Here is a 26,921-nt window from a genome sequence, read left to right on the forward strand (position 1 = left end):
TCAAATTCCCACTTTCTGTTTGTTTTCTTGTACGAGTTGCATGAATCGGTCAAATAAGTCGTTGGCGTCGAACGGTCCCGGTGCTGCCTCCGGATGATACTGTACCGAGAAGGTCGGGTGATGGAGATGTCTTACCCCTTCGATCGTTCCGTCATTGACCGCACGGTGTGTGACGATGAGCGGTGTATCGAGCAGTGACGTTTCCTCAACCGCATATCCATGGTTTTGAGAGGTGATGGTCACGGCACCGGTCTCAAGCTCGAGCACCGGATGATTCGCGCCACGATGTCCGAACGGAAGCTTGAATGTGTTCGCACCGTTTGCGAGAGCAATCAGTTGGTGACCGAGACAAATCCCGAACATCGGTGTCGTCGGCATCAGTTGCTCGATGAGCGGCAGTGCCGTCGGAACGTCTTTAGGATCTCCTGGTCCATTTGACAACATGATGCCGTCCGGCTCATACCGTAATACGTCCTCTGCTGTCACATCGTGCGGGAAGACGACGACCTCACAATCTCGTTTCATCAACTCGCGCATGATTCCAAGCTTTGCCCCGAAGTCGATCAAAGCAATGCGAGGGCCGGTTCCCGTACTCACATATGTCCGCTTCGTCGATACGCGTGCGACTTGATCGTTCGGCGATTCTTCATCAAAGCGGACCCGTACCTCGTCCCACGTCAACTCTCCATCGATGAGGACACCGCGCATGACTCCTTTCGCTCGTAAATGACGTGTCAACATCCGTGTATCGATATCCGAGAGCCCCGGAATGCCGAAGCGGGTGAGTGTCGCATCGAGTGTCGCCGTTGAACGGAAGTTCGAAGGCGTATCGCATACTTCTTTTACAATCAACGCTTTTGCCATCGGAATCGTCGTTTCAAAATCCTCACGATTGATGCCATAGTTCCCGATCAATGGGTTCGTCAATACAATCATTTGGTCGCAGTATGATGGATCCGATAAGATTTCTTGGTATCCTGTCATTCCTGTCTGGAAAACGACTTCCCCCATCGTATCAGCCGGTGCCCCAAATCCTTTACCGATAAATTTCATTCCATCTTCAAGCCATAATGTTCGTTTCATCAAATCGCCCCTTATATACAATTTCGCCACCGACCATCGTCATGACCGGCCATCCGACAAGCTCTTTCCCTGCGAACGGTGTATTCTTTCCTTTTGAGTAAAATGTCGTAGGATCGACCGTCCGAGACGTTTTCGTGTCGATGAGAATCAGGTCCGCATCCGCTCCAACTTTCAGGTCCCCTCTTGATAAACCAAATACGTCGCTCGGACGTTTCGTCATCCAGTCGAGCAACTGATGCTCCTCCATGACGCCAGTTTTTACAAACGTCGTGTACAGAAGTGGAAGGGCCGTCTCGAAACCGGTAATCCCAAACGGAGCCCGCTCTATCCCTTGTGCTTTTTCTTCTACTGTATGGGGGGCATGGTCCGTTGCGATCATATCGATCGTCCCGTCAAACAATCCCTCAAGGAGGGCCTGTCGATCATCCTCGTTTCGTAGCGGTGGGTTCATCTTGAAGTTTGCATCGAGTCCAGGGATATCGTCCTCGCTCAAGACGAGATGATGCGGCGTCACTTCAGCGGTCACGTGGATGCCGGCTCGTTTCGCATCCCGAATGACACGAACCGATTGGCGGGATGAGACGTGACAGACATGATAATGACACCCTGTCTCTTCAGCAATCAAAACGTCGCGAGCGATATGGATGCTTTCCGCAAGGCTCGGAATTCCTTGAATGCCATGCGCCTCACTGAATTTGCCCTCGTGGACCGACCCGGCCTTTAACGTATTGTCCTCACAGTGGGCGACGACCGCTTTGTTCAATCGTTTCGCTTCACGCATGGCTTGTCGCATCATCGCCGCCGATTGGACACCGACCCCATCATCCGTGAAGGCGAAAGCATCTGCGAGCGATTCCATGTCGACCTGTTCTTCCCCGAGTTGTCGTTTCGTGATGGCGGCGTAAGGTAATACACGTACGACCGCATCTTGTTCGATTTTTTGAAGGAGGACGTCCATTGTTTCGCGATTGTCAGGAACCGGTCTCGTGTTCGGCATCGAGCAGATGGTCGTAAATCCGCCTGCCGCTGCCGCCATCGTTCCTGTCTGAATCGTCTCTTTCGCCTCGCCCCCTGGTTCACGCAAGTGGACGTGGACATCGACGAGTCCTGGTGCGAGCAGATAGCCTGATGCATCGAGGACTTCTTGTCCCTCGGTCTCCCCTTTATAGTCGAGTGATTTTATCTTTCCGTCTTTCACTTGAATGGATGTCGTACGCTTCGTTCCCTTGTCATACCATGTCGCGTTTTGAAGTATCATTGTTGTCCTCCTAATGCTCGATTTAAGATGCTCATCCGGGCATACACCCCATTCTTCATTTGCGGGAAGATGCGTGACCGTTCATGCTCGATCAGACTTCCCGCAATCTCCACATCCCGATTGACCGGAGCCGGGTGCATGATGATGGCGCCTGCCTTCATTCGCTCGACGCGTTCGACCGTCAAACCGAACTGTGTGTGATACTCTTCTTTCGAGAAGACGTCTCCCATGATATGGCGCTCGTGTTGTACACGGAGCAACATGATGACGTCACATTCGCCTATGATGTCATCGAGTTCTTTTCGCTCTAGCCCCATCGAATCGTCCCACCAAGAGGCAGGACTACAACCGACCACGTTTGCTCCGAGGCGCTTCAAGACGCTTGCGTTTGAGCGAGCGACCCGACTATGGACGAGGTCACCACAGATGGCGACGTTCAATCCTTGGAACGTTCCGAACTCTTCAAAGATGGTAACGAGGTCGAGCAACGATTGAGATGGATGTTCCCCGCTCCCGTCCCCTCCGTTCAACACCGGGATATTCAACTTTTCGATGAGTTCGTGATAATAGCCCGCTTCCGGATGTCGAATGACGAGTGCATCCACACCGATGGCTTCGAGCGTTTTACACGTATCGTATAGCGTCTCGCCTTTCGTGACCGATGACGTCGTCACATCGAACGGAATCTCCTGCATGTTCAAGTGGCGTTCGGCCATTTGAAACGAGTTTTTCGTACGTGTCGAGTTTTCAAAGAACAGGTTCGCTACGGTCTTCCCGTCAAACAGTGGAGGAAGATCTCCTTGCTTGTAGCGCAATGATTCTTCAATCATGCCCATGATCTCTTCAAGGGAAAGTGTGTCCAAACTGACGAAGTGTTTGACCGGTTTCACGTTTGTTTGCATCGTATTCATGTTCGTCTCCTCCTTTTATTAGAGGCAAAGAGAAAAGGCGTCTCTTCACCGATGTGAAGGGACGCCTTTATCTGGGCAGGGTACACCCAAATAAACGAGCCTTCACTTTGCCGACCTCACGGGATCGAATTAAAAGTTACTTGCTTGTTTCGTTTCTTCAGTTGTGCTGACTTCGACTGCTGTGTCGTCTTCTTCATGCGGTAAGATGGCGTTCAACAAAATGCCGACGACCGTCGCGAGTGCCATGCCTTGTACCGGGAAGCTCCCGATTTGAACCATCGCACCTCCGAGTCCGATGACGAGGATGACCGACGAGATGATCAAGTTGCGTTTTTCTGCCAAGTCGACTTTGCTCTCCACCATCGTCCGTAATCCGTTCGAGGCGATGACACCGAACAAGAGGATCGAGATTCCACCTTTGACCGGGTTCGGGATGGTCGAGATGAACGCTTCGATATGACCGAGGAATCCGAAGCTGATGGCCATGAGTGCTGCGCCAGCGATGACGTAGACACTGTAGACTCGTGTGATGGCCATGACGCCGTTGTTCTCACCGTAAGTCGTACATGGTGGTCCACCGAGTGCAGAGGCGACGGCTTTTCCCACTCCGTCTCCAAGTAGCGTGCGATGGAGACCTGGATCTTTCATCGTTTCTCGTCCGATAATTTTTGACGTGACCATCTGATCTCCGATGTGCTCCGTCATCGTGACGAGTGCGACCGGAACGATGGCGAGAAGGGCACCGACTTGCCACATCGGCATGTAGTTGACGAACACCATCGTGAAGTCAGGAAGTTGGAACAGGCTGGCTTGTTGAATCGGCGAATAATCGATGATGCCGAATGCCGCTGCGACTGCGTATCCTCCCACGATTCCAAAGAGGATTGGGACCGCTCCCCAAACACCTTTCAGTTTCGTCATGGCAAGCATCGTGATTCCAAGTGTAAGCAGGGCAATCGTCATGAACGTCCCGTTATAGGCACCATCTTGATTCATCGACATGTCGATGGCGACCGGTGCGAGCGAGAGTCCGATGACCATGATGACCGGTCCGACGACGACCGGTGGGAGCAGTCGGAGCAACCAGTTGACGCCTGTCTTATAGATAATCAAGGAGACGACACCGTACACAGACCCGGCGACGATTCCGCCGAAGAGTGCGGCTTCGACACCCCATTGCTGGCTGACCGCTATGATCGGGGCGATGTAGGCAAAACTTGAACCTAAGTATGTTGGGACTTTGAAGCGGGTAATCGCTAAGAATGAGAGCGTGGCCACACCGGAAGCGACGAGGGCGACCGATGTATTTAATCCTGTCAAAATCGGGACTAAAATCGTCGCTCCGAACATGGCGAAGACGTGTTGAAGGCTGAATAATAGCCATTGTGGAAAGTGAGCTGGACGCTCGTGGATGTGTAGAACAGGTTGTTTCATATTGAATTCTCCTTCCTGGCCTCTCTGGACCACCTTAAAGGTATGAGTTTATTGCTGATGGATCGTGACTTCATCCGCCGTGTCGACTTCACTGAGTCTCACAACGACTTGCTCGGACTTGGACGTCGGAACGTTCTTTCCGATAAAATCTGGTCGAATCGGGAGTTCCCGATGGCCTCGGTCAATCAAGACAGCAAGTTGGATGTAATCCGGACGACCATGGTCGACAAGCGCGTCCATTGCGGCACGAACTGTACGACCTGTGTAAAGGACATCATCGACGAGGACGACGGTCTTTCCATTGATATCATGGGGTAGTTCCGTCGCTTTGACTTCAGGGTCTAACGACTTCTTCGATAGATCGTCGCGATACAAGGTGATGTCGAGATTGCCGAGTGCGACCGGCTTGCCTTCAATCTCCTCGATTCGGCGAGCGAGTCGGTCAGCGAGCGTCTCACCTCTCGTCTTGATTCCGACGAGGACGACGTCATCGATTCCTTTGTTTCGCTCGATGATTTCGTGTGCGATTCGGGTCAAAGCACGACGGATTGCTGACTCATCTAAAATGACTGATTGTTTCACGTGATTCCTCCTTCCAAGCTTCACTAAAAAAGAAGACTCCCTCATCCGGCTGGAAAGGGAGTCTTCATCAAAAACGGCATACGAATGCCGGGGTTGAATTGACGTACATGTGACCGCGGTCACAATCCTTTCACAGCCTCTCTGGACTGGGTTTAAAGGTGTTATGCTTCCTAGACTATAAATCGGAACGTGACAGAAGTCAACGAGTTTTCTCGATTTTATCTAATTTTGCGAGTTCCGCATTAAAGTCTTCTGGTAATGGTGCCTCAAACTCCATCCATTCTTTCGTACGTGGATGGTGGAATCCGAGTGTTGCCGCATGGAGCGCTTGACCGGCCAAATCAATCGTGCGGCGTGGACCATATTTCGGGTCACCGGCGAGCGGATGACCGATATAACGCATATGAACGCGAATCTGATGCGTGCGTCCAGTCTCTAATTTACACTCCACGAGCGTGAAGTCTTTATAACGTTCGAGTAAACGGAAGTGCGTCACGGCTTCTTTTGCGTTCCGGTCCGTCACGGTCATTCGCTGACGATCATTCGTATCGCGACCAATCGGTGCTTCAATCGTTCCAAGTTCGTGGACGAGTTCGCCATGGACGAGCGCGATATACTCGCGTTTGATGGTCTTGTCCTTCAACTGGCTCGCCAGCGATTCATGGGCCAAGTCATTTTTGGCGACCATTAGAAGACCCGTCGTGTCCTTATCAATCCGATGGACGATTCCTGGACGTTTGACACCGTTGATACCCGAGAGGTCATCACAATGATAAAGTAGCGCATTGACGAGCGTCCCTGACGTGTGTCCGGCTGCAGGGTGAACGACCATCCCGCGTGCCTTGTTGACGACGATGACGTCCTCGTCTTCAAAGACGATCTCGAGCGGGATGTCTTCAGGCAACACTTCGAGTTCGACCGCTTCCGGCACGTTCACTTCCACTTCATCCCCCACTTGAAGCTTGTAGTTCGCTTTCACGGCACTACCGTTGACGAGGAGGGCTCCCGTCTTGATCCATTCCTGTACTTGAGAGCGTGACCATTCACCACGGTCACTGACCCACTTATCAATCCTTGCCTTTTCATCGGCGACAAAAGTATACGATTCCATTACGATTGTCCCCTTTCTTTGTTTAATTTTTCTTCAAATAAAATCCCGATGACCATCAAGATGACACCAAACGTGAGTGCCATATCAGCCACGTTAAAAATCGGGAAGTTGTATCCGAACGGATACGTATCGACAAAGTCGACGACTTCGCCACGGAACAAGCGATCAATAAAGTTACCGATGGCACCGGCCAACAGTAATCCGACACTATATCCGAGGAGTTGATAGCCGTTCACCTCTTTGTGCAAGAAGTAAACGAGTCCGGCAACGACGAGTATGGTGATGATAAAGAAGAACGCCATCTGTCCTTCTAACATCCCCCAAGCCGCTCCTTTATTGCGGTAGGACGTCCAGTATAACAAGTTCGGGATGACTTCAATCGATTGACCAATTGTCATCGTTTGAACGACTACCCATTTTGTGAGTTGATCGATCAAAATCAAGATGAGCGCCAATCCATAATATCGTTTCATATGCGTCTCCTTTCAAGCCGTTAAGAAACCGGAGTGGGGACGCCACTCCGGTTCGTCTTAACCGATTACTGATGCACAGCGTGGGCAAAGCTCTGGATGCTCTTCGTTTTGTCCAAGCTCTGTCGAGTATGTCCAACAACGTGCACAAGCGGCTCCATCCGCTTTCATGACTGTGATTTTCGTCGTCGCATAATCGACGTCTGCCGTCTCAGCCCACTCCACTTGCGATACTTGAAGCAGTTGGCTGACATTGTCGATCGTGTTCAACAAGTCGGCAGTCTCTGCTTTTGGTGCGAGAATCAACTTCGCTTCGAGCGGTTTCCCGATCAACTTTTCTCCACGTGCGATTTCAATCGCTTTGAGGACGTCGTCGCGGAAGACGAGGAACTTCGACCACTTCTCGAGTAATGCCGTTTCGTCTCCTGTGAGCGCGCTCACTTCTTCTAAATCCGTCAAGAAGATGCTTGCTTCTGACTTTCCAGGCACTTCTTTCCATGCCTCATCGGCAGTGTGTGGAAGGATTGGAGCCAATAGTTTCGTCAAGAGGACGACGGCATCGTACATGACCGTCTGAACGGCACGACGACGGAGATCGTCTTCACGTTCGATATATAGGATATCTTTTGTGAAGTCGAGGTAGAACGATGACAACTCGTTGACACAGAAGTTATGAACGAGGTGATACACGGCCATAAAGTCAAACTCATCATATGCTTTGACAACTTTTGTCTGCAATTGTTTGAGCTTCGTCGCCATGAAGCGGTCCGCTTCCGGCATATCGTCGAATGCGACACGCATCGATGGCTCGAACCCGTTCAAGTTCCCGAGTAAGAAGCGAATCGTGTTACGCATCTTCCGGTAAACTTCTGACACCTGTTTGAAGTTATCGTGTGACGCACGTACGTCCGACTGGTAATCGACGGATGCGACCCAAAGGCGTACGATCTCTGCGCCATACTGCTTCACAAGATCGTTCGGTGCAATCGTGTTACCGAGCGATTTCGACATTTTGCGTCCGTCCCCATCGAGGACGAATCCGTGACTCAAGACATTCCGGTACGGTGCTTTCCCAGTCGTCGCAACGGCCGTCGAGAGTGACGAGTTGAACCAACCACGATATTGGTCCGATCCTTCAAGGTAAAGGTCAGCCGGACGACGAAGGTTTTCGCGTTCTTCTAATACACCAGCGTGTGAAGAACCTGAATCGAACCAGACGTCCATGATGTCGAGCTCTTTACGGAATTCACCGTTCGGACTGTTCGGGTGAGTGAACCCTGCAGGGAGAAGGTCTTTCGCTTCACGCTCATACCAAACGTTTGAACCGTGCTCACGGAATAAGTTGGCGATATGGTCGATTGTCTCGTTCGTGATGATTTCCGTTCCATCTTCCGCATAGAAGATTGGGATTGGAACTCCCCAGGCACGCTGACGGCTGATGACCCAATCTCCACGGTCACGGACCATGTTGTAGAGACGTGTCATTCCCCATTCAGGGACCCAGTTCACTTCCTCGATCTCACGGAGCATGTCTTCACGGAAATCTTTGATGGACGCGAACCATTGTGGTGTCGCACGGAAGATGACCGGCTTCTTCGTACGCCAGTCATGCGGGTACGAGTGTTTGATGAACTTCAAGTTGAGCAAGTAGCCGTTCTCTTCAAGCTTCATACCAATTTGTTTGTTCGCATCTTCGTAGAAGAGACCTTCGAAACCAGGGGCTTCGTCTGTCATATAGCCACGGTCATCCACCGGGCAAAGGACGTCTAATCCGTAAGCCTGTCCGACGCGATAGTCATCTTCCCCGTGTCCAGGTGCTGTGTGTACAAGTCCAGTCGCATCCGCAGTGACGTGGTCGCCAAGGATGACGAGTGACGTCCGGTCATACAATGGATGTTGGGCCGTCATGTACTCGAAGTCACGTCCGTTCCAAGACCCACTCACTGTGTAATCCGTCCATCCGAGCGCTGCCGTCACTTCTTCAACGAGCGTTTCCGCGACGATATAGCCTTTTCCTTCATGTTCGATACGCGTGTAAGTCAACTCATCACTTACCGCGATTCCAAGGTTCGCCGGGATTGTCCAAGGCGTCGTCGTCCAGATGACGAAGTGATCGTCTGACGTCAACGTATCTTTACCGTCCACGACACGGAACGCCACGTAGATAGCCGGTGATTTTTTATCGTAATATTCAATCTCTGCTTCCGCGAGTGCCGACTCGGAAGATGGTGACCAGTAAACCGGTTTTTTCCCTTTGTTGATATAACCCTTCTCAGCCATCGACCCGAACAAACGAATCTGTGCCGCTTCGTATTCAGGAAGGAGCGTGATGTATGGGTTCTCAAAGTCTGCGAGAAGACCGAGACGTTTGAATTGTTCGCGTTGCGAGTTCACTTGCTCCATCGCATACTCTGCACACTTTTCACGGAATTCCGCGACTGTCATTTCCTTACGATTGACGCCTGCTTTTTGAAGGGCGTTCTCGATTGGAAGACCGTGCGTGTCCCATCCTGGAATCATTGGAGACTGATAGCCGTTCATCCCTTTGAAACGAACGATGATGTCTTTCAATACTTTGTTCATCGCGTGTCCCATGTGGATGTCACCGTTCGCATATGGAGGTCCATCATGTAAGATATATTGTGGTTTCCCAGCATTTTTTTCTTGTACCTTGTTGTAAAGGTCCATATCTTCCCATTCTGTTTGCATCGCTGGCTCGCGCTTTGGTAAATTCCCACGCATCGCGAATTCTGTGTTTGGCATTAATAGCGTGTCTTTGTAGTTCATCGAAACTCCTCCATCAACATTTTTTAGAAAACAAAAAAAACCAACCCATCCCTGATAGGGACGAGTTGGTTGACTCGCGGTACCACCCTACTAGTCTCATCATCATGAGACCGCTCTCGGTAACCGATAACGAGGTCAGGCGGTCACGCTTACTTCAGTTCAGCGTGACGACTCATAGGGGATACCGATTCAAGTCTTTCTCCTAGGCTCTCACCGTCCCTAAGTCGCTTCGTAGGTATGACTCGATCGACGCGTCCTACTCAACGTGTTGATCATTTATCCGTGTTGTTCTTCATTACGTGTGACTTCGTCGTCATTATACGCAAGTTCTGTTCTATCGTCAAGAACCGTCTGCACAGGCGGTTCCCCGACAATCGTTTCCCATTCCGTACTGTTGAGAAGTTCCATTTGCGCATCGACGAGGACGCGGAAGCGTGTCCGATACAACTCTACTTTCTTGAGCATTTGAACGACTTCTCGTTCAGCAAGTTGCTCTTTGCGCGCCGCTTCCTCTTCACGAGCGAACGCTTCACGTTCCGCTTGTTTCAAGATGAGACTCGCTTCTTTTTGAGCATTGTTCTTCACTTCTTCCGCCGCTTCCTGCGCGACGATAATCGATTTGTTCAACGTATCTTCCATCGAGGAGAAGTAGTCAATGCGGGCTTGCATATCGTTGACAAGTTCTTCATACCGTCGATTCTCACGAATCAATAGTTCAAACTCTTTAATGATTTGATCTAAAAATTCATTGACCTCATCGATGTCGTACCCACGAAAACGGGAAGAGAATTCTTTATTATGAATATCAATCGGTGTCAACGCCATTCGACTTTCCTCCTAATTTCAACGTATGGTGCCATACTGGATTTTAATTTTTTCACGTTTGGTCGATCCGAGAATCTCCATCAATTTGATGCGACCATATCCACGGACGGATAGTAGATCATCCGGTTCAAGGATGAAGCTCGCGTCTTCAATGACTTTATGATTCACTTTACAGTCGCCATGTTTGACGAGCGCCTGCGCTTTTTGCCGAGAGTTTTTAAGCACCTCGCTTGCGACCGTATCAAATCGTAAGGAAGAGACGATGCCGAACCCTTCGATCCATTCGGTCGCAGGGACGACAAGAACCTCGTCTTTTGGCACGGAAGAAATGCGAACTCTCGCTTTTCCGACACGTTCAAGATTCATTTCAATGAACCCGACCGCTTCACGCGTCGTCGCAAATTGTACAATCTCATCGTCAAGAACGACATCTCCGAACTTTTGACGTTTCAGTCCAGCGTTCAGCAATGTTCCTGTCACTTGTCGATGCGTCAAGTCCACGAATTTTGTTGGGTACTCGATTCGACGGATCTCAATCTCAAAATCATCTGGATTGAGTTCATAGTAATCCGGCGCTAAAATCAGACGACGTCGTTCCGCGCCTTCAAATCCGCCATCATCATGAATGACAAGTTGTTTACCGACGAGTTGTTTGACGATTTGCTGTTCACGTGGGTCTAGAAAATCCGTCAATTTCAACACATAGCTATTCTCCACTTGTTGTACCCAGTCGAGCACTTGTTCAACGAACGCGCGTTCACTTGGTCGATAATGGTCATAGACGCTCATACGTCACCCAAAGATCGCAGCGATTCCGGCTTGGGCCATACGAAGCACGAACAGCGCAACGATTGGGGAGATATCAAGCATACCACCAATCGGTGGGATGATCCGGCGAAACGGCGCCAAGAACGGTTCACACAAAAACGATAAGATTTGACCAAATTTAGATTCGCGTGCGTTCGGGAACCATGATAATAAGATATAGCCGATGAGGACCCAACTATAGATGCCAAGTAGATCGCTCAACGTGTTGCCTAAGGCAGGGATTACGTTTTCCATTCAGTTACCACCCTTTACTGTGAAGTTCATCCTCCGAGATCAAGTTTGAGATTGAACCAGTCAATTCGACGTTGTTCGGAGTACACAGAATCGTGTTATGTCCAATCGAAGTCATCGATCCCTCAAGGGCGTATACGACACCTGAGAGGAAGTTGACGACTTGACGCGATTGCTCTTTTGACATGCGCTGAAGGTTGACGATGACAGCACGGTTTTCTTTCAAATGATCGCTAATGTCTTGCGCCTCAGCGAACACACGCGGCTCAGCCAATACGACTTTTGAACGGTCTTTCTTTTTCGAATTTATTTCCACGAGATTATTCGCTGATTTTGGACGATCATCCTGTCTGACGACAGATGTTTCGGTTGTAGAAGGAGCTGCTGCATTTGCCACAGTATACTCTTCTTCTTCATATGTGCTGTTCGGATCTTCTTCGAGTCCAAAGAAATCTTTCATTTTGTTTTTGATTGACATAACGGATTCCTCCTTAAGATATATTATTGCACAAGTACGGTACCAATACGAACAAACGATGCGCCTTCTTCAATCGCGATTGGATAATCGTTTGACATCCCCATCGACAGCTCCGTGCATGGTGCGTGGTCATACGCATTTGCCTTCACTTCATCACGTAGATGACGGAGACGGCGGAACGTTTCACGAAGGACGGAATCTTCTTCAGTGAACGGTGCCATCGTCATCAGCCCGATGATTCGAATATGAGGATACTGTTTACAGTTCTCGATGAAGGGCACGACTTCCTCTATTTCAAGACCATGTTTTGAATCTTCTCCTGACGTGTTCACTTGAACGAAACAATCGATTGTCCCGTTCGCGCGCTTGTCAATCTCTGCTGCGAGAGACAACCGGTCTAGAGAGTGGATGGCCGCGACGTAATCAATGATTTGTCTCACTTTTCGTGTCTGTAACGTACCGATAAAATGAAATCTTGCATCCTTCGGCATCCCTTCAACTTTCTCGAGCAGTGAATCCGGGCGGTTTTCTCCGAAATCACGAATTCCTTCTGCGTAGAGAGCGTTGGCCACATCTACGCCTACGGATTTCGTGACAGCGATGAGTGTCGGCTCAACTTCTTGAACGTGTGATGAAATGATGGATTGAACTTGTTTTACATTATCTGAAATACTCACGATTTCCGCTCCTTGACAATGACTGCCGCAAACCGACGTTTCGTCTCTCCATCTCGATAGGAGAAAAACGGGCTGTCCGCGCCAGTTGTTAAATTCGATTGCATGACCTCAGTGTCATGTTCTTTTGCCAATACTTCATTGACGGTTTGGAGGGACAAGAGCGCGTGCTCACCCGACTCGTTTCGCACTGACCGTTCATATGCAATCGGCGAAACATCCCGGACGGCCTGGAGAACACGACCATCGACCTCATAGTCACTTCCTGAGATGGAGGGACCGACGAGCATGTCTACATCGGTCGCCTCGATTCCTTGCTCAGCAAACGTCTGCATCATGGTCTTAACGATGTTTCCGACCGTTCCCTTCCACCCGGCATGAGCGATGCCGATGACCCCATGATCTTTCGCACAGAAGAAGAGCGGTACACAATCAGCAAAGACGAGGGCTAACGGTAACGCGTCTTCGGTTGTGAGAAGCCCATCTGTTTTCGGAATCGCCTCTTCATATCGGAATGCCCCCTTACCTTTGTCCGACGAATCGACGACTTGGACAGTCGTACCATGTACTTGATCCGCCCACACGGAGTCCTCTAACGAGAGCCCGGCTTGTTGAAAGAACTGTTGCCGATTTTCGACGACTCGGTCAATTTCATCGCCCACATGTAATCCGACGTTTCCAGCATTGTGTCCGTCCGTTCGTGTCGTCGCGTAAGCATGATAACGGTTTGTTTCGGTTTCCCAAGTATGTAGCAGTTGCATCGGTCTCTCCTTTTAGAAAAAGGGATGCCGAGTACCGGCACCCCTAGTTGTTTAGTTACGGCGTTGTCTCACAAACGCAGGGATGTTGATCGTCTCGTCTGGGACGTCTCCTCCATACACTGGGCGATGGAAGTTCCCTTCGTCTTGTTGAGCCGCTTCATTTGCTTTTGGTTGGGGTTCCTTGTTCTCAACCTCAGGCTGTTTTTTCGTCTGCTGAAGGAACGGGTTCGTTCCTTGTGCTTCTTCAGCGAATTCAGTTGCGATCACGGTAACGATGATTTCATCGTTCAAGTTTTCGTTGATGACCGAACCGAAGATCAAGTTCACTTCTTCATCAGCCGCACTTTGAACGATTTGAGCCGCCTCCGTCACTTCAAACAAGCTAAGGCTAAGTCCACCAGTGATGTTCATCAAGACACCTTTCGCTCCTTCGATTGAAGATTCGAGAAGTGGTGACGAAATTGCTTTCTTCGCTGCTTCAACGGCACGGTTTTCACCTGTCGCGACACCGACACCCATAAGGGCAGACCCTTTCTCCGTCATGATCGTTTTCACGTCCGCGAAGTCGAGGTTAATGAGACCCGGGATGGCGATCAAGTCTGTGATTCCCTGTACACCTTGACGAAGGACGTTATCCGCTTCACGGAACGCTTCGATCATCGGTGTGTTGCGTTCCACGATTTCAAGAAGCTTATCGTTCGGAATCACAATGAGGGTATCTACTTTTTCTTTGAACGCTTGAATACCGTGCTGTGCGTGTTGCATACGTTTCCGTCCTTCAAACATGAACGGTTTTGTCACGACACCGACCGTGAGTGCGCCGATTTCTTTTGAAATCTCGGCGATGACCGGAGCAGCACCTGTTCCCGTTCCGCCACCCATTCCAGCTGTGACGAATACCATATCTGCACCGTCAAGTGCTTCAATCAACTGTTCACGGCTTTCTTCAGCCGCCTTTTTACCGATATCCGGGTTCGCACCTGCACCGAGACCGCGTGTCAATTTTGCACCAAGTTGAAGCTTCACGTCGGCTTTCGACATGTTCAACGCTTGTGCATCCGTGTTGACTGCGATGAACTCGACTCCTTGTACCCCATGTTCAATCATGCGGTTAACGGCGTTTGACCCGCCGCCACCGACTCCAATTACTTTAATTTTTGCTACGGCGTCAATCGCCTCATCAAAGTACATCATTCAGGTATCCCCCTACGTATTTTCCAAGTTGTATTACATCGTCAGCTTAAACGCCAAATAATTTTTCCATCAAACGTCTAAATCCTTTTTTCGTTTTTTTTTCGCTCTCGTATTCGTTCTCTCCTACATGAATATCGGTCGCTTCCGGCTTCGTGTGAAGTGTTTCCTGGCGAACTTCCGGTTTTTCAAGTTGAGATTTCGAAACGTGATGATCACTCATCAAGACATATTTCAATACACCGACGGCTGTCGCGTATTTTGGATGTCTGACACCAATCGACGACGGTTGATACAATCTCGTCTTTTGGCCCATAATGCGAGTCGCCAACTCCTGAATACCCGGTAGAGCAGCTGCCCCACCGCAAAGTAAGTATCCGCCATTCAGCATCGGAACACCTACTTTTTGTACTTTTTTCAACATTAGGGTAAACATTTCCTCTATTCTCGCTTCTAAAACGTAGCTAATTTCTGACTGTGGTTCGAACGCCACTTCCCCATTGATGTTCGTGTAGGAGAAACCTTCTGTCTCATCAGCCATTTCTTCAAGAGCGAGACCATATTCTTCTTTCGCCACTTTGGCGTCTTGATATTTACAATTGAGTTTATAGACCAAGTCTCTTGTCATATGATCTCCACCGACCGGGAGGATATACGAGTAGACGAGATCTCCCCGATAAAATACGGAGACCGTCGTCTTTTCATGTCCGACATCGACGAGCCCGATTCCTAAATCGATTTCATCTACAGAAGCTGCACTCATGCCGAGTGCAAGGTTTCCTAGAATAAAACCTTCGAGTTGTAATCCAGCCCGTTCAATCGAACGACGAATACTATGTAAAATGGTCTTCGACCCGGTCACCATTTTCCCATGCATCTCAAGTCGATAGCCTAACATACCCCGTGGATCGACAACACCTGTTTGTTGATCAACCGTGAATGAAGATGGGATCACATCGATGACACTCATCTCGTCCGGTAATCGCATTACTTGTGCCGAGTTGATGACTTCCATAACGTCTGCGTCGGTAATTTCTTGATCTTCCCGCTTCACGGATGCAATTCCGTGACATGGGGCAATTTGGATATGCTCTCCTTCGATGGCAACGTATACAGATCGAATTTGATCACCTAGCGATGTCTCAGCATGCTCAACGGCCTGTTTGATCGCTTGGACTGTTTTATCGATGTCTACGACAGCGCCACGTTTTACACCCGCAGACGGTGCACACCCTTCTGCCAAAATATTAAGCGTTCCGCCGAGCAATTCACCGACGACGAGCTTAATCTCTGACGTTCCAATATCTAATGCGGCCACATAACCATTCGCTTCCAAAAGGGAAACACCTCCGCTCTATAATTTTCCTGTTCCAATTGCCTGACACGTATACAGATATCCAAAAAAATTGTTGGTTTCGACAAGATATCTCACGTCTAAGTTTACAACAAATAAGATAGTGAGAAAAGGTAGAATCCTACAATTTAAGCGGTTTCGCGTTATCAATTCGTTTACAAACGACAAAAAAACAGCCCTTATGTGTCTAAGGACTGTAATATAACTGATTATTCATTCGTTTTCTCGTATGGAACAAAGTAATACCCACCATCCATGACGACGGTCCCACGCTCACCTTTCGGGATGTTTTCATAAATTTCTCCGTACTTCGATACGGTCTCACTTAACTTCAATGTCGGTGTGAGTAACGTATTGCCGTCGTTCATAAAAATCTCGTATCGCGTCGGCTCATCTTTTCGTTTTGATAAAATCACTTCTGACATACGGGCCCGAGTCGCATCATCCACCCGTTCGAGTTCACTTGCAATCTTTTCAAGTTCTGCTTCCGTGTTGAACTCTCGCAAGAGCGGTCCGTCCTTTAGCTTTTGCGGATCGGTGATGGCTCCGGTCGGATGGAGTGAACCGTCGGCTAACACGACGACATCTCCTTTTTCGGCTTTCGCATAAGCAATCATTTTCTCTTCTGTCACAGAGATATGAACCTTGTTATACCAAGAACGATCGATCTCTACCCGTTTGATACCAGGCAACTTTTCCATCTGTTCACTCATCTTGTTTGGGGAAAGACTGACAAACTTCGTCGATGAATCGAGCTCCATATCCTGAAACACGTACGTTTCTTCTAACCAGTATAGACCCGATACCTTCACTTCTTTCACGTTCGACATCGAAGTCTGCATGTAGACCACGAGTAAGATGAGAATTCCAAACAGTGAGAGTACAGAGAACATCCGACGGTTCGCTTTTTTACGCCGTTGTTTTTTCATGTATGGAATACGGTCTTCGAGACTGCGTACCGTTTGTTGGCTTGGTTCCATCGGGTTCTACTCCTTTATTGAATGACTTCTTCTACCAGGTCGGCCAATGCATCTGACGCGTTCGGGAAACCGAGCGCACGCGATGCGTTCGCCATCTCTTCACGCTGTTCGAGTGCTTGACGAATCGTCTCTACGAGCGAAACACCCGTCAATGCTTCTTCTTTGACAAGGAGGGCCGCCCCGTTCTCGACGAGGGCCGAAGCATTTTTCTTTTTTTGGTCAGCTGTCACGTACGGACTTGGGACCAAAATGCTCGGTAAGCCAAGTGCGGTCAATTCTGAAATCGTTGAAGCGCCAGCTCGTGAGATGACGAGTGACGTACAAGCGAGTAGAGATGGCATATCGTACACGTACGGATGAATGTGTACATTGTCAGAGGATGGTGCCTGTTTCGACACCGCATCGAAATGCACTTTCCCTGTGACGTAAAGGACGTTGATCGGCAATTCTGAGAGCGCTGGGATTGCTTCCACGACCGCTCGGTTAATGGCCTCGGCTCCGCGGCTTCCACCATAAACCAAGACAATCGGACGGTCATCTAAACGATACTGTTCGCGGATAGACGCCTCATCGACTTCCGTCTGCAATACTTCGCTACCACGCGGGTTTCCAATCAAGCGAACGTTCGCGCCCGGAAAATGGACATCCGATCCTTTGAACGAGAGGGCGACCCGATCGGCTTTCTTCGATAAGAATTTGTTTGTTAATCCCGGGATACTGTTTTGTTCATGCAGAATCGTGGGAATCCCAAGCTGTTGTGCCGTATAAACGACGGGACCGGATACGAAACCACCCGTGCCAATCACGACGTCCGGCTTAAACGCCGCCATGTCTTTCTTCAATGCCCGAACGGCTTTCAAAAACCAGTAGGCGGTCTTCAGATTCTCGAGTGAAAGCGAACGCTTCAGACCTGCGATTTGAATCGACTTGAACGGGACACCGGCTCGCGGTACGAGATCGGCTTCTAATCCATTCTCCGTTCCAATGTATTGTACCTGTAAATCCGGGTGACGTTTTTGTAGCGTTTCAATCAATGCGAGTGCCGGATAAATATGACCACCGGTACCACCACCAGAAATCATGATTTTCATCGGTTCGCCTCCTCATATGAACGGACGAGTTGAACGAACTGCTCGCCTCGTTCTTCAAACGTTTTAAATTGATCCCAGCTAGCACAGGCGGGTGAGAGTAAGATGACGTCTCCCGTCTCGGATTTCTCAAACGCGAGCGGAACGGCGTCTGCCAACGTCTCGACCGTGAATGATGGAATCTGTTGGGACTCGCCGAGCTCTTTAAATCGTTCAGCCGTCTCACCATACGCGACGACAGTTTTTACTTTTGAGAGAGCAGAGGCGAGCGAAGATAAGTCCGCACCGCGTTCGAGACCACCACAAAGCCAAACGATTGGGGCGTCAAACCCCCGTAACGCCGCTTCCGCTGCTACGTTGTTCGTCGCTTTCGAATCATTGTAAACAGCACGTCCAAGCACATCACCGAGACTCTCGGTCCGATGCGCAACGCCACCGAAGTTTCGTAACACACGTTCGATATGCGTACGTGGAATAGCAAATGGTTCCACTAAGAGTAGTGCAGCCAATACATTTTCCACGTTGTGCGCCCCACCTAGTGCCAACTCATTTACTTGCATGATTTTTTCACCACGAACTGTGACCCATCCATCGACGACAGAAGCATCACCACGGTCAAAGCTGAACGTAGTTGGTTCAATCTCTCCCGGGACGCGTTTCATCACTTCCGGATCCGTCACTTTCACGACGATTTGGTCTGCATTCTTCATTTGACGGAACAGGTTTCCTTTTGCATCCGCATACGCATCAAAATCCCCATGATAGTCCAGATGGGCTTCCGATAGATTGAGTAGTGCCGCCGAGCGGGGATGGAATGACTCAATCCCCATCAATTGAAAACTCGACAATTCAATCACAATCAAATCGCCCATCTTCGCCTGAGATGCCACTTCAATCGCCGGGAATCCGATGTTTCCCGCAAGATGCACCGGACGTTCCCCACCTTTGAGCAATTCATAGACGAGTGTCGTGGTCGTCGTTTTCCCATTTGAGCCGGTGATGGCAACAAATTCCGCCTCCGTTGCCAAATAAGCAAGTTCCACTTCGGTATAGATTGGGATGTTTCGAGACATCGCTTCTTGAAGCAATGGAATCTGATACGGGATGCCTGGATTTTTGACAATCAACTCTGTCTCATTCAACAGAGCGAGGGGATGTTCGTTAAATACCGATTGAATCCCAAGCGCCTGAATTTTTTCCTGTTCGTCTTCCGGAGGGATATTCCCCGTATTGATCGTCACATCTGCTCCTGCATGATGCAGATATGTCGCCGCTGCAATGCCGCTCTTCGCAGCACCGAGGACAAGAACTTTTTTACCGTGCCATTGCTTTTCCATCTGTCTCACCCTTTTACATGAGTAGTAATGATAAACCTGCTGTAATTAAACTGATGCCTCCGAACGTGAGTACGATGCGCCATTCTGACCACCCGACCATTTCGAAGTGGTGATGGATCGGACTCATCTTGAAGAGTCGTTTCCCCGTCGTTTTAAACGAGATGACTTGCAAGATGACGCTCAATGTCTCGATGACGAAAATGATTCCGACAAAGACGAGAAGCAATTCGAGCTTCAACATCAAAGCGAGTCCAGCGACGGCTCCGCCTAGTGCGAGCGAACCGGTGTCACCCATGAAGATTTTAGCCGGATACTTATTGAAGACTAGGAACCCGATCAAGGCACCGACGACCGCAAACGCGAACCAAGCAATCCCAAGTTCATCTTGTGTAAGGGCGTAAATCCCAAAGAATGTGAACGTCGGGATGGCCGAGAAGGAGACGAGTCCGTCTAATCCATCTGTCAAGTTGACGGCGTTTGAGAATCCAACGAGCCAGAAGATGACGATGGCGATATAGAACCATCCTGTATCGAATGAAATCGACGTGAATGGAATCGAGATCGATGTATCGAGGTCTCCCCCGAGTGACAAGAACCATGCAAACAATACCGATACCACGATTTGACCAATCAACTTCTGAAGGGACGTCAATCCGAGGTTTCGTTTGTTGACGACTTTGATGTAGTCATCTAAGAAACCGATGACACCAAATGCCATCGTAACGAATAGAAGAGACCCGAATCCAGCGACCGCTTCGCCAAAAATGACGGATACGATGAATCCGACAAGGATGGCGAGCAGGATGACGATCCCACCCATCGTCGGTGTACCTGACTTCTTCTGGTGCCAACCTGGACCTTCATCACGAATCTCTTGTCCGAACTTTAATTGACGCAATGCTGGGATGGCTCGCGGCATCACGATCAAGACACTTAATAATGAACTGATTAATACGATTAAACTAATTAACATGTTGCTACCTCACTACTCTATTTATTGAACAAGACGCTCAAGCGCCAGTCCTCGAGATGCCTTTAACAATACCACAGTATCCGGTCGTTGATAATGATGAAGGAGCGCCTTCGCTTCCTCAACCGTCGGGACCATTTTAACGCTCACTCGTGAATCTTGAATCCCATCCGCGATCCATTTTGCCTTGTCTCCGACGAGAATACAATCGGTCACGGGAGATGTCACCGCGCCACCGACTTGTTCGTGTTGCAGTTGTTCATCCATTCCTAACTCGTACATATCTCCAAGGACGAGCACACGCTTCGAGAATCCTTCAAGCGACTTGACCGTCTCAATCGCTGCAATCATCGACGTCGGACTTGCGTTGTAGGCATCGTTAATGAGGTGAGCTTCGCCGAACATCTGTTTTTCCATCCGCATCGATGTCAACTTGATTCGGTCTAGGCCACGTTGAATCATCGCATGATCGAGACCGAACGCAAGTCCACACGCGATTGCATAGGCTGCGTTTCGAATCTGATGGGCACCGAGCACCTTTAGTTCATACAAGTCACCGTTGTATTTAAAGATCGATGCGTCAAATGTCGTTTCGATCACTTCAATTTTCCCATCCGCCGTTTCATCGTATCCGACGCGATAGCCTTGACCGGAAAGAAGTGGCTCATCCGCATCGACGATCAAGCGACCGTCTGCTTTGAGACCGGCCTTGATCTCAAGTTTCGCCTTGGCGATACCTGTCCGTCCGCCGACTTGTTCACCGTGGGACTCCCCGATATTCGTCACAAACGCCACATCAGGCTTGGCGAGTTTTGACAGCGTCTCGATTTGACCGAATCCGTTCATTCCCATCTCTAGGACGGCTACTTCCGTATCCCGTGGCATTCTGAGAACGGTAAGTGGCAAGCCGACGTCCGAGTTGAAGTTACCGGCCGTCTTATGCGTCTTGAACTTCTCCTCGAGCACGACAGCGACCATGTCTTTTGTCGACGTCTTCCCATTCGAGCCTGTAATGGCGACGACGAGCGGATTGATTTCTTCTAAATATCGCGCCGCTGCCGTTTGCAATGCCTCAATCGTCGATTTCACAGGGATGACAACCAGGTTGTCTGGTTGAGGACGACCTTCTTCCCAGAACGTGACAATCGCACCCTTTTCAACGGCCGCCTCGATGTAATCATGACCGTCGACTCGCGCCCCAACGATTGGGACGAAGAGGCCCGCCTCGTTTGCATCTCTTGAATCTGTGGCGACCCGTTCGACGAGACGTTCGTCATTTAGATCCATGCCAAACCATGATGCCAATTTTTGAACTGTCATTTGTTCCATACAAACTTCCTCCTCTTACATAGGAAAAGAGAGCCGCAGCCCTCTTCATCTCGTGCGTTAATTCGACGGGGTCTCCAATTTCACTTTCAAGGAGGCACCTGTTTTGACCGGTTTCCCTTTGCCAATCGATTGCGATGTGACAAATCCGGTACCGTCGATTTCTAAATTTAATTGATATAGGGTCGCTAAACGTTTTACGTCACGCAACGACCAACCTTTTAATGTAGGCATCGTAAACGACTCGCTCGTTTTTAGCAACAATCGTTCACCGACGACATAAGATTGTCCTTTCACAGGACTCTGCGCAATCACTTCGTCTCCATCACCTAACACGATCGGATTGAAGGAATTCTCCGTCGATGCGTTCACTGCCTCTTCACGGTTTTGACCGATATACGAAGACGTTGTCTTCGTCGAGGCTTCGACTGCTTTTTCTTGTTTTTCAGGCTCGACACTCCGGTAACGTAATGCGACATCCATCACGTCTTTGAAAAGTGGCGCCATGATTCGTGGCCCGGTCGTAGACGAGTCACTGTTCGGTCTGTCCACCGCGATATACATGACAAGTTCCGGATCGTCTTCCGGAGCCATCCCGACGAACGAGTGAATATACTGTCCACTCAAATATTTTCCGTTCTCGGCGATTTGAGCGGTACCGGTCTTTCCGACGACGCGATAGTTGTCTAACGCATACAGTTGCCCGGTTCCCACATCGCTATTGACGACACCGTCGAGCGCTTCACGTGTCTTTTTGGCTGTCTCTTCCGTGATCGGTTGACCGACTTCTTTCGGATTGGTCGTCCGAATGGTTTCGCCGGTCTCGCTGTTGACGATTTTCTTGATGAGGTGCGGTTGCTTCATCGTCCCATCCGTTGCGATGGCCGATGTCGCTTGCAAAATTTGCATCGGTGTCACCGCTGTCGATTGTCCCCATGCCGTAATCAAGACGTTCATCGGACTTTCGAAATCGAATTGACTATTGACCTCTCCAGGCAAATCGATTCCTGTCCGTTGATCAAACTTGAAAGCTTTAAAGTAATCTTCATATCGACTGAGACCAAGTCGTTCGTTCGCTAAAATCGAGAATGCGACGTTCGACGAATGCCAGACGCCTTCTACCATAGGAATGGTACCCCATCCCGTAATGTTGTAATCATTGAAGACCGTCTTGCCATATTTGTATGAACCGGATTCATACAGCTCATTCGGATTGTACACGCCTTCGTTGATGGCTGCCGCGAGCGTAAAGATCTTCATCGTCGATCCAGGTTCGAATCGAGACGAAACAGAGAAGTTACTGTACGAAGAAATCTCGCGTGTGTTCGGATCAAACGATGGTCGGTCCGATAGTGCGATGATCTCTCCCGTTTTCGGGTCCATGATGATGGCCGTCGCATGTTTCGGCTCATACTCCTCATACAACTCATTCATCTTCGTTTCGAGCAACTGTTGGATTCTGTGGTCGATTGTCAATTGGACGTCCGCCCCGTCTTCCGGTTCAATCTTCAACTGCTCGTCACTCGATATGAGTTCACGACCTGCCAAATCTTTCTCAAATCGATACAGACCGTACGATTCACTTAAAATATCATTCAGAGACTTTTCAATCCCTAATTCACCGACGAGTTCGATACGACCGTTCTGGTCAATTTTCTGAGCATATCCGATTACCGAGGAAGCAAATACTTTGTTCGGGTAATAGCGCTTCGGTTCCTCGACAAACGTGATGCCGTTTAGGTCGAATGCTTCGATCTCTTCTTTTTGTTTTTTTGTCAAGTCACGACCGGGAACACCGAACTCGATCTGTCCAAGGTCGGCATTTTGTTCAAGCCGTTTCAATAAATCGGCTTCTGTCATAGGCAGCACGGTCGACAATTGCTTCGCCGCTTCGGCGAACTCATCAGGCATAAGCGTCTTCCCTTTGACCCGCTCACCACCGAGTTTCAAAACGGCAACGAGCCGGTATGATGGAATGTTGATGGCAATCGGTTGACCGAAGCGATCATACACCTCGCCCCGTTCCGCTTCTAACGTACTAACCGCTTTCCACCGTTGCTCTTCCGCGAATGCGAGCATGTTCTCCCCTTTGTACGTATGGGTGACGGATAAATAAAGGAACCATCCGACAAAAAATAAAAAGAGCGGGGTGAAGCAGACAATCGCTACCCACGCCACTCTTTTTTTATTCTTTTTTAAAGAATTCATCAATCAATCACCTTGACATTCTTTTCATTGAATTTCATTCCGAGCTTCTCGGCAATCGCATAAATTCTTTCGGGCGAGCTTAATTGGGCGATTTCATACTTTAGTTCTTCGTTTTCTTTTGCAACCCCGTCGACCTGCTGATTGACGGTTGCTGTATCACGCATAATATTATACGCTTCATTGTGCTTCGACACCGTGATGCCACCGAACATGACCACTGAACCAATCATCACTGGATACAGGATCGATTCAAACAAGGTCAACGTGCGTCGTTTTGGAGCAGGTATTGGTCGTTCTTGCGGAATCGGATTTCGATTCGGTGTTACTTGAGGCTGCAACGCCTTACGGGCAGCTTCTGGCATCAGGTATCCCTCCTACACTCTCGGTTATTTTTGTTTTTCTTTCACTCTCAACTTAGCAGAGCGTGAACGACGGTTATCTTCAAGTTCTCCCTCACTCGCCACGATCGGCTTACGCGTGATGAGTTTGAGTTCCGGTTCAAATTCTTTCGGAATGACCGGCAACCCCGGTGGTAATGGTGGATGCTGGCTTCGCTCTTTGAACACTTGTTTACAAATGCGGTCTTCTAACGAATGGAACGTGATGACACAGATGCGTCCATTCAATGCAAGTAAATCAATCGCATCTTGAACGGCGCGGTCGAATACGTTCAACTCGTCATTGACGGCGATTCGAATCGCTTGGAACGTCCGCTTCGCCGGGTGTCCGCCTTTTCGTCTAGCTGGTGCAGGAATCGCTTCTTTAATCAAGTCGACAAGCTCGAATGTCGTCTCAATCGGTTTATCGGCACGGGCTTGCTCAATCTTTCGTGCGATTTGCTTTGAAAACTTTTCCTCCCCGTATGTAAAGAAAATACGAGCAAGTTCTCCGAACGACCATTCGTTCACAACATGATAGGCTGAAAAGTCCCGTGACCGGTCCATTCTCATATCGAGCGGTGCGTCATAGTTGTAACTGAACCCGCGCTCCGCCTCATCTAGCTGTGGCGAAGAAACGCCTAGGTCGAATAGTACACCGTCCACTTTTGTCACACCACGTTGGGCAAGTTCTTCCTTCAAGTGAACGAAATTGCTCTTTATAAACGTCACACGGCCTTCATAAGGAGCCAATCGCTCTTTCGCATGTGCGAGCGCGACGTCATCTTGGTCGAACGCATATAGTTGACCCGTCGTTAGACGCTTTGCGATTTCTTCACTATGACCCGCTCCACCTAACGTACAATCGACATATACCCCATCTGGTTTGATGTTCAATCCCTCAATGGACTCCATTTTTAAAACCGTTTTATGCTCAAACATTCAAAAAACCCTCTCAACCTACATATTTCAACTGTTTTATTACACTTACTTTATCATAAAAATGTCAAGGTCCGTACAGGTTTTTAGTGAAAAGAGGAAAAAAAAAGGTAACAACAAAAAAAAGCTCTCGACAAATGTCAAGAGCTCTCAAAAAAAGATTATACATAGAACAAACATCGCTCCGTATCAGATTGTTCATAAACCTGTTTCAATCGTTTGAACACGTCTAGTCCGTGACGATTTAATATCGGAACCATCGAGATGATGCGCTCTTGAGGGGCATCCATCGGGAACAGCCGGGTCGACAGATGAATCCTTCGTGCATTCAAGCGATATTGTTCTCGCTTCGATTCAGCACGCATCTCATCCGCCAATCGCTCGAGCACATGTCTCGACTTCGCCTCAAATCGTCTTCCTTGTTTCCCTGCCTCATGACTGACGGCCTCTGTGAGCGTCCGATACGCATATAGCTTTTCTTCAAACGCTTCATCGTCAAATGCATGATCCGGGAGCGGTCGCTTCATATACTGCTCCAATGTCACGCTTTCTTGACGAAGCTTCTTCTCATCATTTCTTGACACGATCAACCCACCAAGACGTGGCAAGAGAAGCGGCATCTTCCATCTCATCTCGTGGAAGAGCGGTCGAAGCTGGAGCCAGTAGGCAATTTCACCGGGACCTGCCACATACCCAACAGTCGGGAACAGGAAATCCTGCATGAGCGGACGGGAGACCACGTTATTTGAGAAACGTTCCGGATGCGCCTCTATCTCTGTGAGCAGTTCGTCTTCAGTGAAGCGATGTCCTCGCTTTGTCGTGAACACCCCATCGACCTTCGTGAGCAGCTCTCGTGTCCCATCGTGATAAAACAGATGGGCCGCGTCTCTGTTCAAGTCGACCGATGGCATCCCTTCTTCATATGCATGACCGAGCGCTTCATGGAGCTTGTCATGATGCTCGATGAGACTTCGGAACATCGGTCGTTCGAGAGCCCGTACGTCTTTCGCGTGCGGGTCAAACAATAAAAAGTCAGATCCGACGAATCGCCGCATCATTCCACCGAAAAAGTGAGCGAACGAACGACTCACTTGAATGAGGTCAATCAGCTCATGATACAAATGTGAAGTATACGGTGTCTCTGTTTCGTTCAGTAGAAGACGTTGCGCCATTTGAACAAGTTCGAGCTTTACCCGTTCGAACTCTAAGTCCCCTATCGATGCTTTTCCTGCAAGCGGTAACGATGACAAGGCATCTTTTTTCAACGTCCTTGAAAACGCCTGTGTCGTGAAGACATGGTTGATTTCAGCAAAGTCATGATCTTCCGTCGCCATCCAGAAGACAGGAAGGACCGGTTTCCCTAATTTCGCTTCAGCCTGTTTCGCCCGTTTGATGACCGCTAACAGTTTGTATACGGCAAACAAAGGTCCTCCATATACGCCGACCTGTTGCCCCGTCACCATCACGTACGCTTTTCGCTGAGCGAGTAACTCCAGATTCGCTTCCAACTCTTCCGAAAGTTCCCCGAACTGTTCTTGTTGTCCCTTTATTATCTCGACGAGCTCCGACAGATGCTCATAGGTGCGCCCTGAGACCTCCTCGGCACGTTTTTCGATTTCATTCATCCCTCGATAATCGAGCCAGCGACCATATTCATGATCGATTTGAATCATCGGTGATGTGGATGCATATAGAGCATCAAATGCTTCTACCTTCAC

General features: G+C 49.2%; 25 protein-coding genes. All 25 read right to left on the reverse strand.

Going from position 1 to position 26,921, the window contains the following annotated elements; genetic code table 11:
• The 25 genes from BBB58_RS11370 to bshC all read right to left on the reverse strand — a co-directional run bounded on the left by BBB58_RS11370 (position 1) and on the right by bshC (position 26,921).
• Complete coding sequence (locus tag BBB58_RS11370) at positions 1-1,083, reverse strand: carbamoyl phosphate synthase small subunit (protein WP_074037309.1); 1,083 nt, start codon at positions 1,081-1,083, stop codon at positions 1-3.
• Entirely contained in the window at positions 1,061-2,341 is a 1,281-nt protein-coding gene (pyrC, locus tag BBB58_RS11375) for a dihydroorotase (RefSeq protein WP_074037311.1), read from the reverse strand. Before pyrC ends, BBB58_RS11370 begins: the two co-directional genes overlap by 23 nt.
• Positions 2,338-3,252: an aspartate carbamoyltransferase catalytic subunit gene (locus BBB58_RS11380; RefSeq protein ID WP_084543094.1), complete on the reverse strand. Its 915-nt coding sequence runs from the start codon at positions 3,250-3,252 to the stop codon at positions 2,338-2,340. Before BBB58_RS11380 ends, pyrC begins: the two co-directional genes overlap by 4 nt.
• A 129-nt stretch (positions 3,253-3,381) precedes the next feature.
• The gene (locus BBB58_RS11385) at positions 3,382-4,686 is read right to left on the reverse strand and encodes a uracil-xanthine permease family protein (RefSeq protein WP_074037312.1); all 1,305 of its coding nucleotides are present in this window, start codon (positions 4,684-4,686) and stop codon (positions 3,382-3,384) included.
• A gap of 48 nt (positions 4,687-4,734) precedes the next feature.
• Positions 4,735-5,268: a bifunctional pyr operon transcriptional regulator/uracil phosphoribosyltransferase PyrR gene (gene pyrR / locus BBB58_RS11390; RefSeq protein WP_015881323.1), complete on the reverse strand. Its 534-nt coding sequence runs from the start codon at positions 5,266-5,268 to the stop codon at positions 4,735-4,737.
• 199 nt (positions 5,269-5,467) lie between these two features.
• On the reverse strand, positions 5,468-6,379 hold the full coding sequence (locus tag BBB58_RS11395; protein ID WP_074037313.1) for an RluA family pseudouridine synthase: 912 nt from the start codon (positions 6,377-6,379) through the stop codon (positions 5,468-5,470).
• The gene (gene lspA, locus BBB58_RS11400) at positions 6,379-6,852 is read right to left on the reverse strand and encodes a signal peptidase II (protein ID WP_074037315.1); all 474 of its coding nucleotides are present in this window, start codon (positions 6,850-6,852) and stop codon (positions 6,379-6,381) included. Before lspA ends, BBB58_RS11395 begins: the two co-directional genes overlap by 1 nt.
• A gap of 57 nt (positions 6,853-6,909) precedes the next feature.
• The gene (gene ileS / locus BBB58_RS11405; RefSeq protein ID WP_074037316.1) at positions 6,910-9,636 is read right to left on the reverse strand and encodes an isoleucine--tRNA ligase; all 2,727 of its coding nucleotides are present in this window, start codon (positions 9,634-9,636) and stop codon (positions 6,910-6,912) included.
• Between the two features lie 276 nt (positions 9,637-9,912).
• Complete coding sequence (locus BBB58_RS11410; RefSeq protein WP_074037318.1) at positions 9,913-10,461, reverse strand: DivIVA domain-containing protein; 549 nt, start codon at positions 10,459-10,461, stop codon at positions 9,913-9,915.
• Positions 10,462-10,479: 18 nt separating this feature from the next.
• The gene (locus BBB58_RS11415) at positions 10,480-11,250 is read right to left on the reverse strand and encodes a YlmH family RNA-binding protein (RefSeq protein ID WP_074037319.1); all 771 of its coding nucleotides are present in this window, start codon (positions 11,248-11,250) and stop codon (positions 10,480-10,482) included.
• 3 nt (positions 11,251-11,253) lie between these two features.
• Entirely contained in the window at positions 11,254-11,523 is a 270-nt protein-coding gene (locus tag BBB58_RS11420; protein WP_015881317.1) for a YggT family protein, read from the reverse strand.
• 4 nt (positions 11,524-11,527) lie between these two features.
• On the reverse strand, positions 11,528-11,998 hold the full coding sequence (locus tag BBB58_RS11425; protein WP_074037320.1) for a cell division protein SepF: 471 nt from the start codon (positions 11,996-11,998) through the stop codon (positions 11,528-11,530).
• Positions 11,999-12,021: 23 nt separating this feature from the next.
• A complete protein-coding gene (locus BBB58_RS11430) occupies positions 12,022-12,675 on the reverse strand; it encodes a YggS family pyridoxal phosphate-dependent enzyme (protein ID WP_074037322.1) in 654 nt (217 codons plus the stop codon).
• Positions 12,672-13,433 (reverse strand): peptidoglycan editing factor PgeF, encoded by a 762-nt coding sequence (gene pgeF / locus BBB58_RS11435; RefSeq protein WP_074037323.1) that lies wholly within the window; start codon positions 13,431-13,433, stop codon positions 12,672-12,674. The genes BBB58_RS11430 and pgeF overlap by 4 nt, the downstream gene beginning before the upstream one ends.
• A gap of 51 nt (positions 13,434-13,484) precedes the next feature.
• The gene (gene ftsZ, locus BBB58_RS11440) at positions 13,485-14,627 is read right to left on the reverse strand and encodes a cell division protein FtsZ (protein ID WP_074037325.1); all 1,143 of its coding nucleotides are present in this window, start codon (positions 14,625-14,627) and stop codon (positions 13,485-13,487) included.
• Positions 14,628-14,673: 46 nt separating this feature from the next.
• Positions 14,674-15,960, reverse strand: coding sequence for a cell division protein FtsA (gene ftsA / locus BBB58_RS11445; RefSeq protein ID WP_074037326.1), 1,287 nt, complete (start codon positions 15,958-15,960; stop codon positions 14,674-14,676).
• Positions 15,961-16,187: 227 nt separating this feature from the next.
• A complete protein-coding gene (locus BBB58_RS11450; protein ID WP_074037328.1) occupies positions 16,188-16,958 on the reverse strand; it encodes a cell division protein FtsQ/DivIB in 771 nt (256 codons plus the stop codon).
• Between the two features lie 14 nt (positions 16,959-16,972).
• Positions 16,973-18,049 carry an undecaprenyldiphospho-muramoylpentapeptide beta-N-acetylglucosaminyltransferase gene (gene murG / locus BBB58_RS11455; RefSeq protein WP_074037329.1) on the reverse strand — a complete coding sequence of 359 codons (1,077 nt, stop codon included), beginning with the start codon at positions 18,047-18,049 and terminating at the stop codon, positions 16,973-16,975.
• Positions 18,046-19,383 (reverse strand): UDP-N-acetylmuramoyl-L-alanine--D-glutamate ligase, encoded by a 1,338-nt coding sequence (gene murD / locus BBB58_RS11460; protein WP_074037330.1) that lies wholly within the window; start codon positions 19,381-19,383, stop codon positions 18,046-18,048. Before murD ends, murG begins: the two co-directional genes overlap by 4 nt.
• Positions 19,384-19,396: 13 nt before the next feature.
• Positions 19,397-20,356, reverse strand: coding sequence for a phospho-N-acetylmuramoyl-pentapeptide-transferase (mraY, locus tag BBB58_RS11465; protein WP_074037332.1), 960 nt, complete (start codon positions 20,354-20,356; stop codon positions 19,397-19,399).
• 21 nt (positions 20,357-20,377) lie between these two features.
• Positions 20,378-21,682 (reverse strand): UDP-N-acetylmuramoyl-tripeptide--D-alanyl-D-alanine ligase, encoded by a 1,305-nt coding sequence (locus BBB58_RS11470; RefSeq protein ID WP_074037333.1) that lies wholly within the window; start codon positions 21,680-21,682, stop codon positions 20,378-20,380.
• A gap of 57 nt (positions 21,683-21,739) precedes the next feature.
• On the reverse strand, positions 21,740-23,887 hold the full coding sequence (locus BBB58_RS11475) for a penicillin-binding protein (RefSeq protein WP_074037334.1): 2,148 nt from the start codon (positions 23,885-23,887) through the stop codon (positions 21,740-21,742).
• A complete protein-coding gene (ftsL, locus tag BBB58_RS11480) occupies positions 23,887-24,249 on the reverse strand; it encodes a cell division protein FtsL (RefSeq protein ID WP_074037336.1) in 363 nt (120 codons plus the stop codon). Before ftsL ends, BBB58_RS11475 begins: the two co-directional genes overlap by 1 nt.
• A 24-nt stretch (positions 24,250-24,273) precedes the next feature.
• Positions 24,274-25,206 carry a 16S rRNA (cytosine(1402)-N(4))-methyltransferase RsmH gene (gene rsmH, locus BBB58_RS11485; protein ID WP_074037338.1) on the reverse strand — a complete coding sequence of 311 codons (933 nt, stop codon included), beginning with the start codon at positions 25,204-25,206 and terminating at the stop codon, positions 24,274-24,276.
• A 158-nt stretch (positions 25,207-25,364) separates the two neighbouring features.
• Positions 25,365-26,921: a bacillithiol biosynthesis cysteine-adding enzyme BshC gene (bshC, locus tag BBB58_RS11490; RefSeq protein WP_084543095.1), complete on the reverse strand. Its 1,557-nt coding sequence runs from the start codon at positions 26,919-26,921 to the stop codon at positions 25,365-25,367.

The organism is Exiguobacterium profundum (assembly GCF_001909285.1).
Taxonomy (GTDB): Bacteria; Bacillota; Bacilli; order Exiguobacteriales; family Exiguobacteriaceae; genus Exiguobacterium; species Exiguobacterium profundum.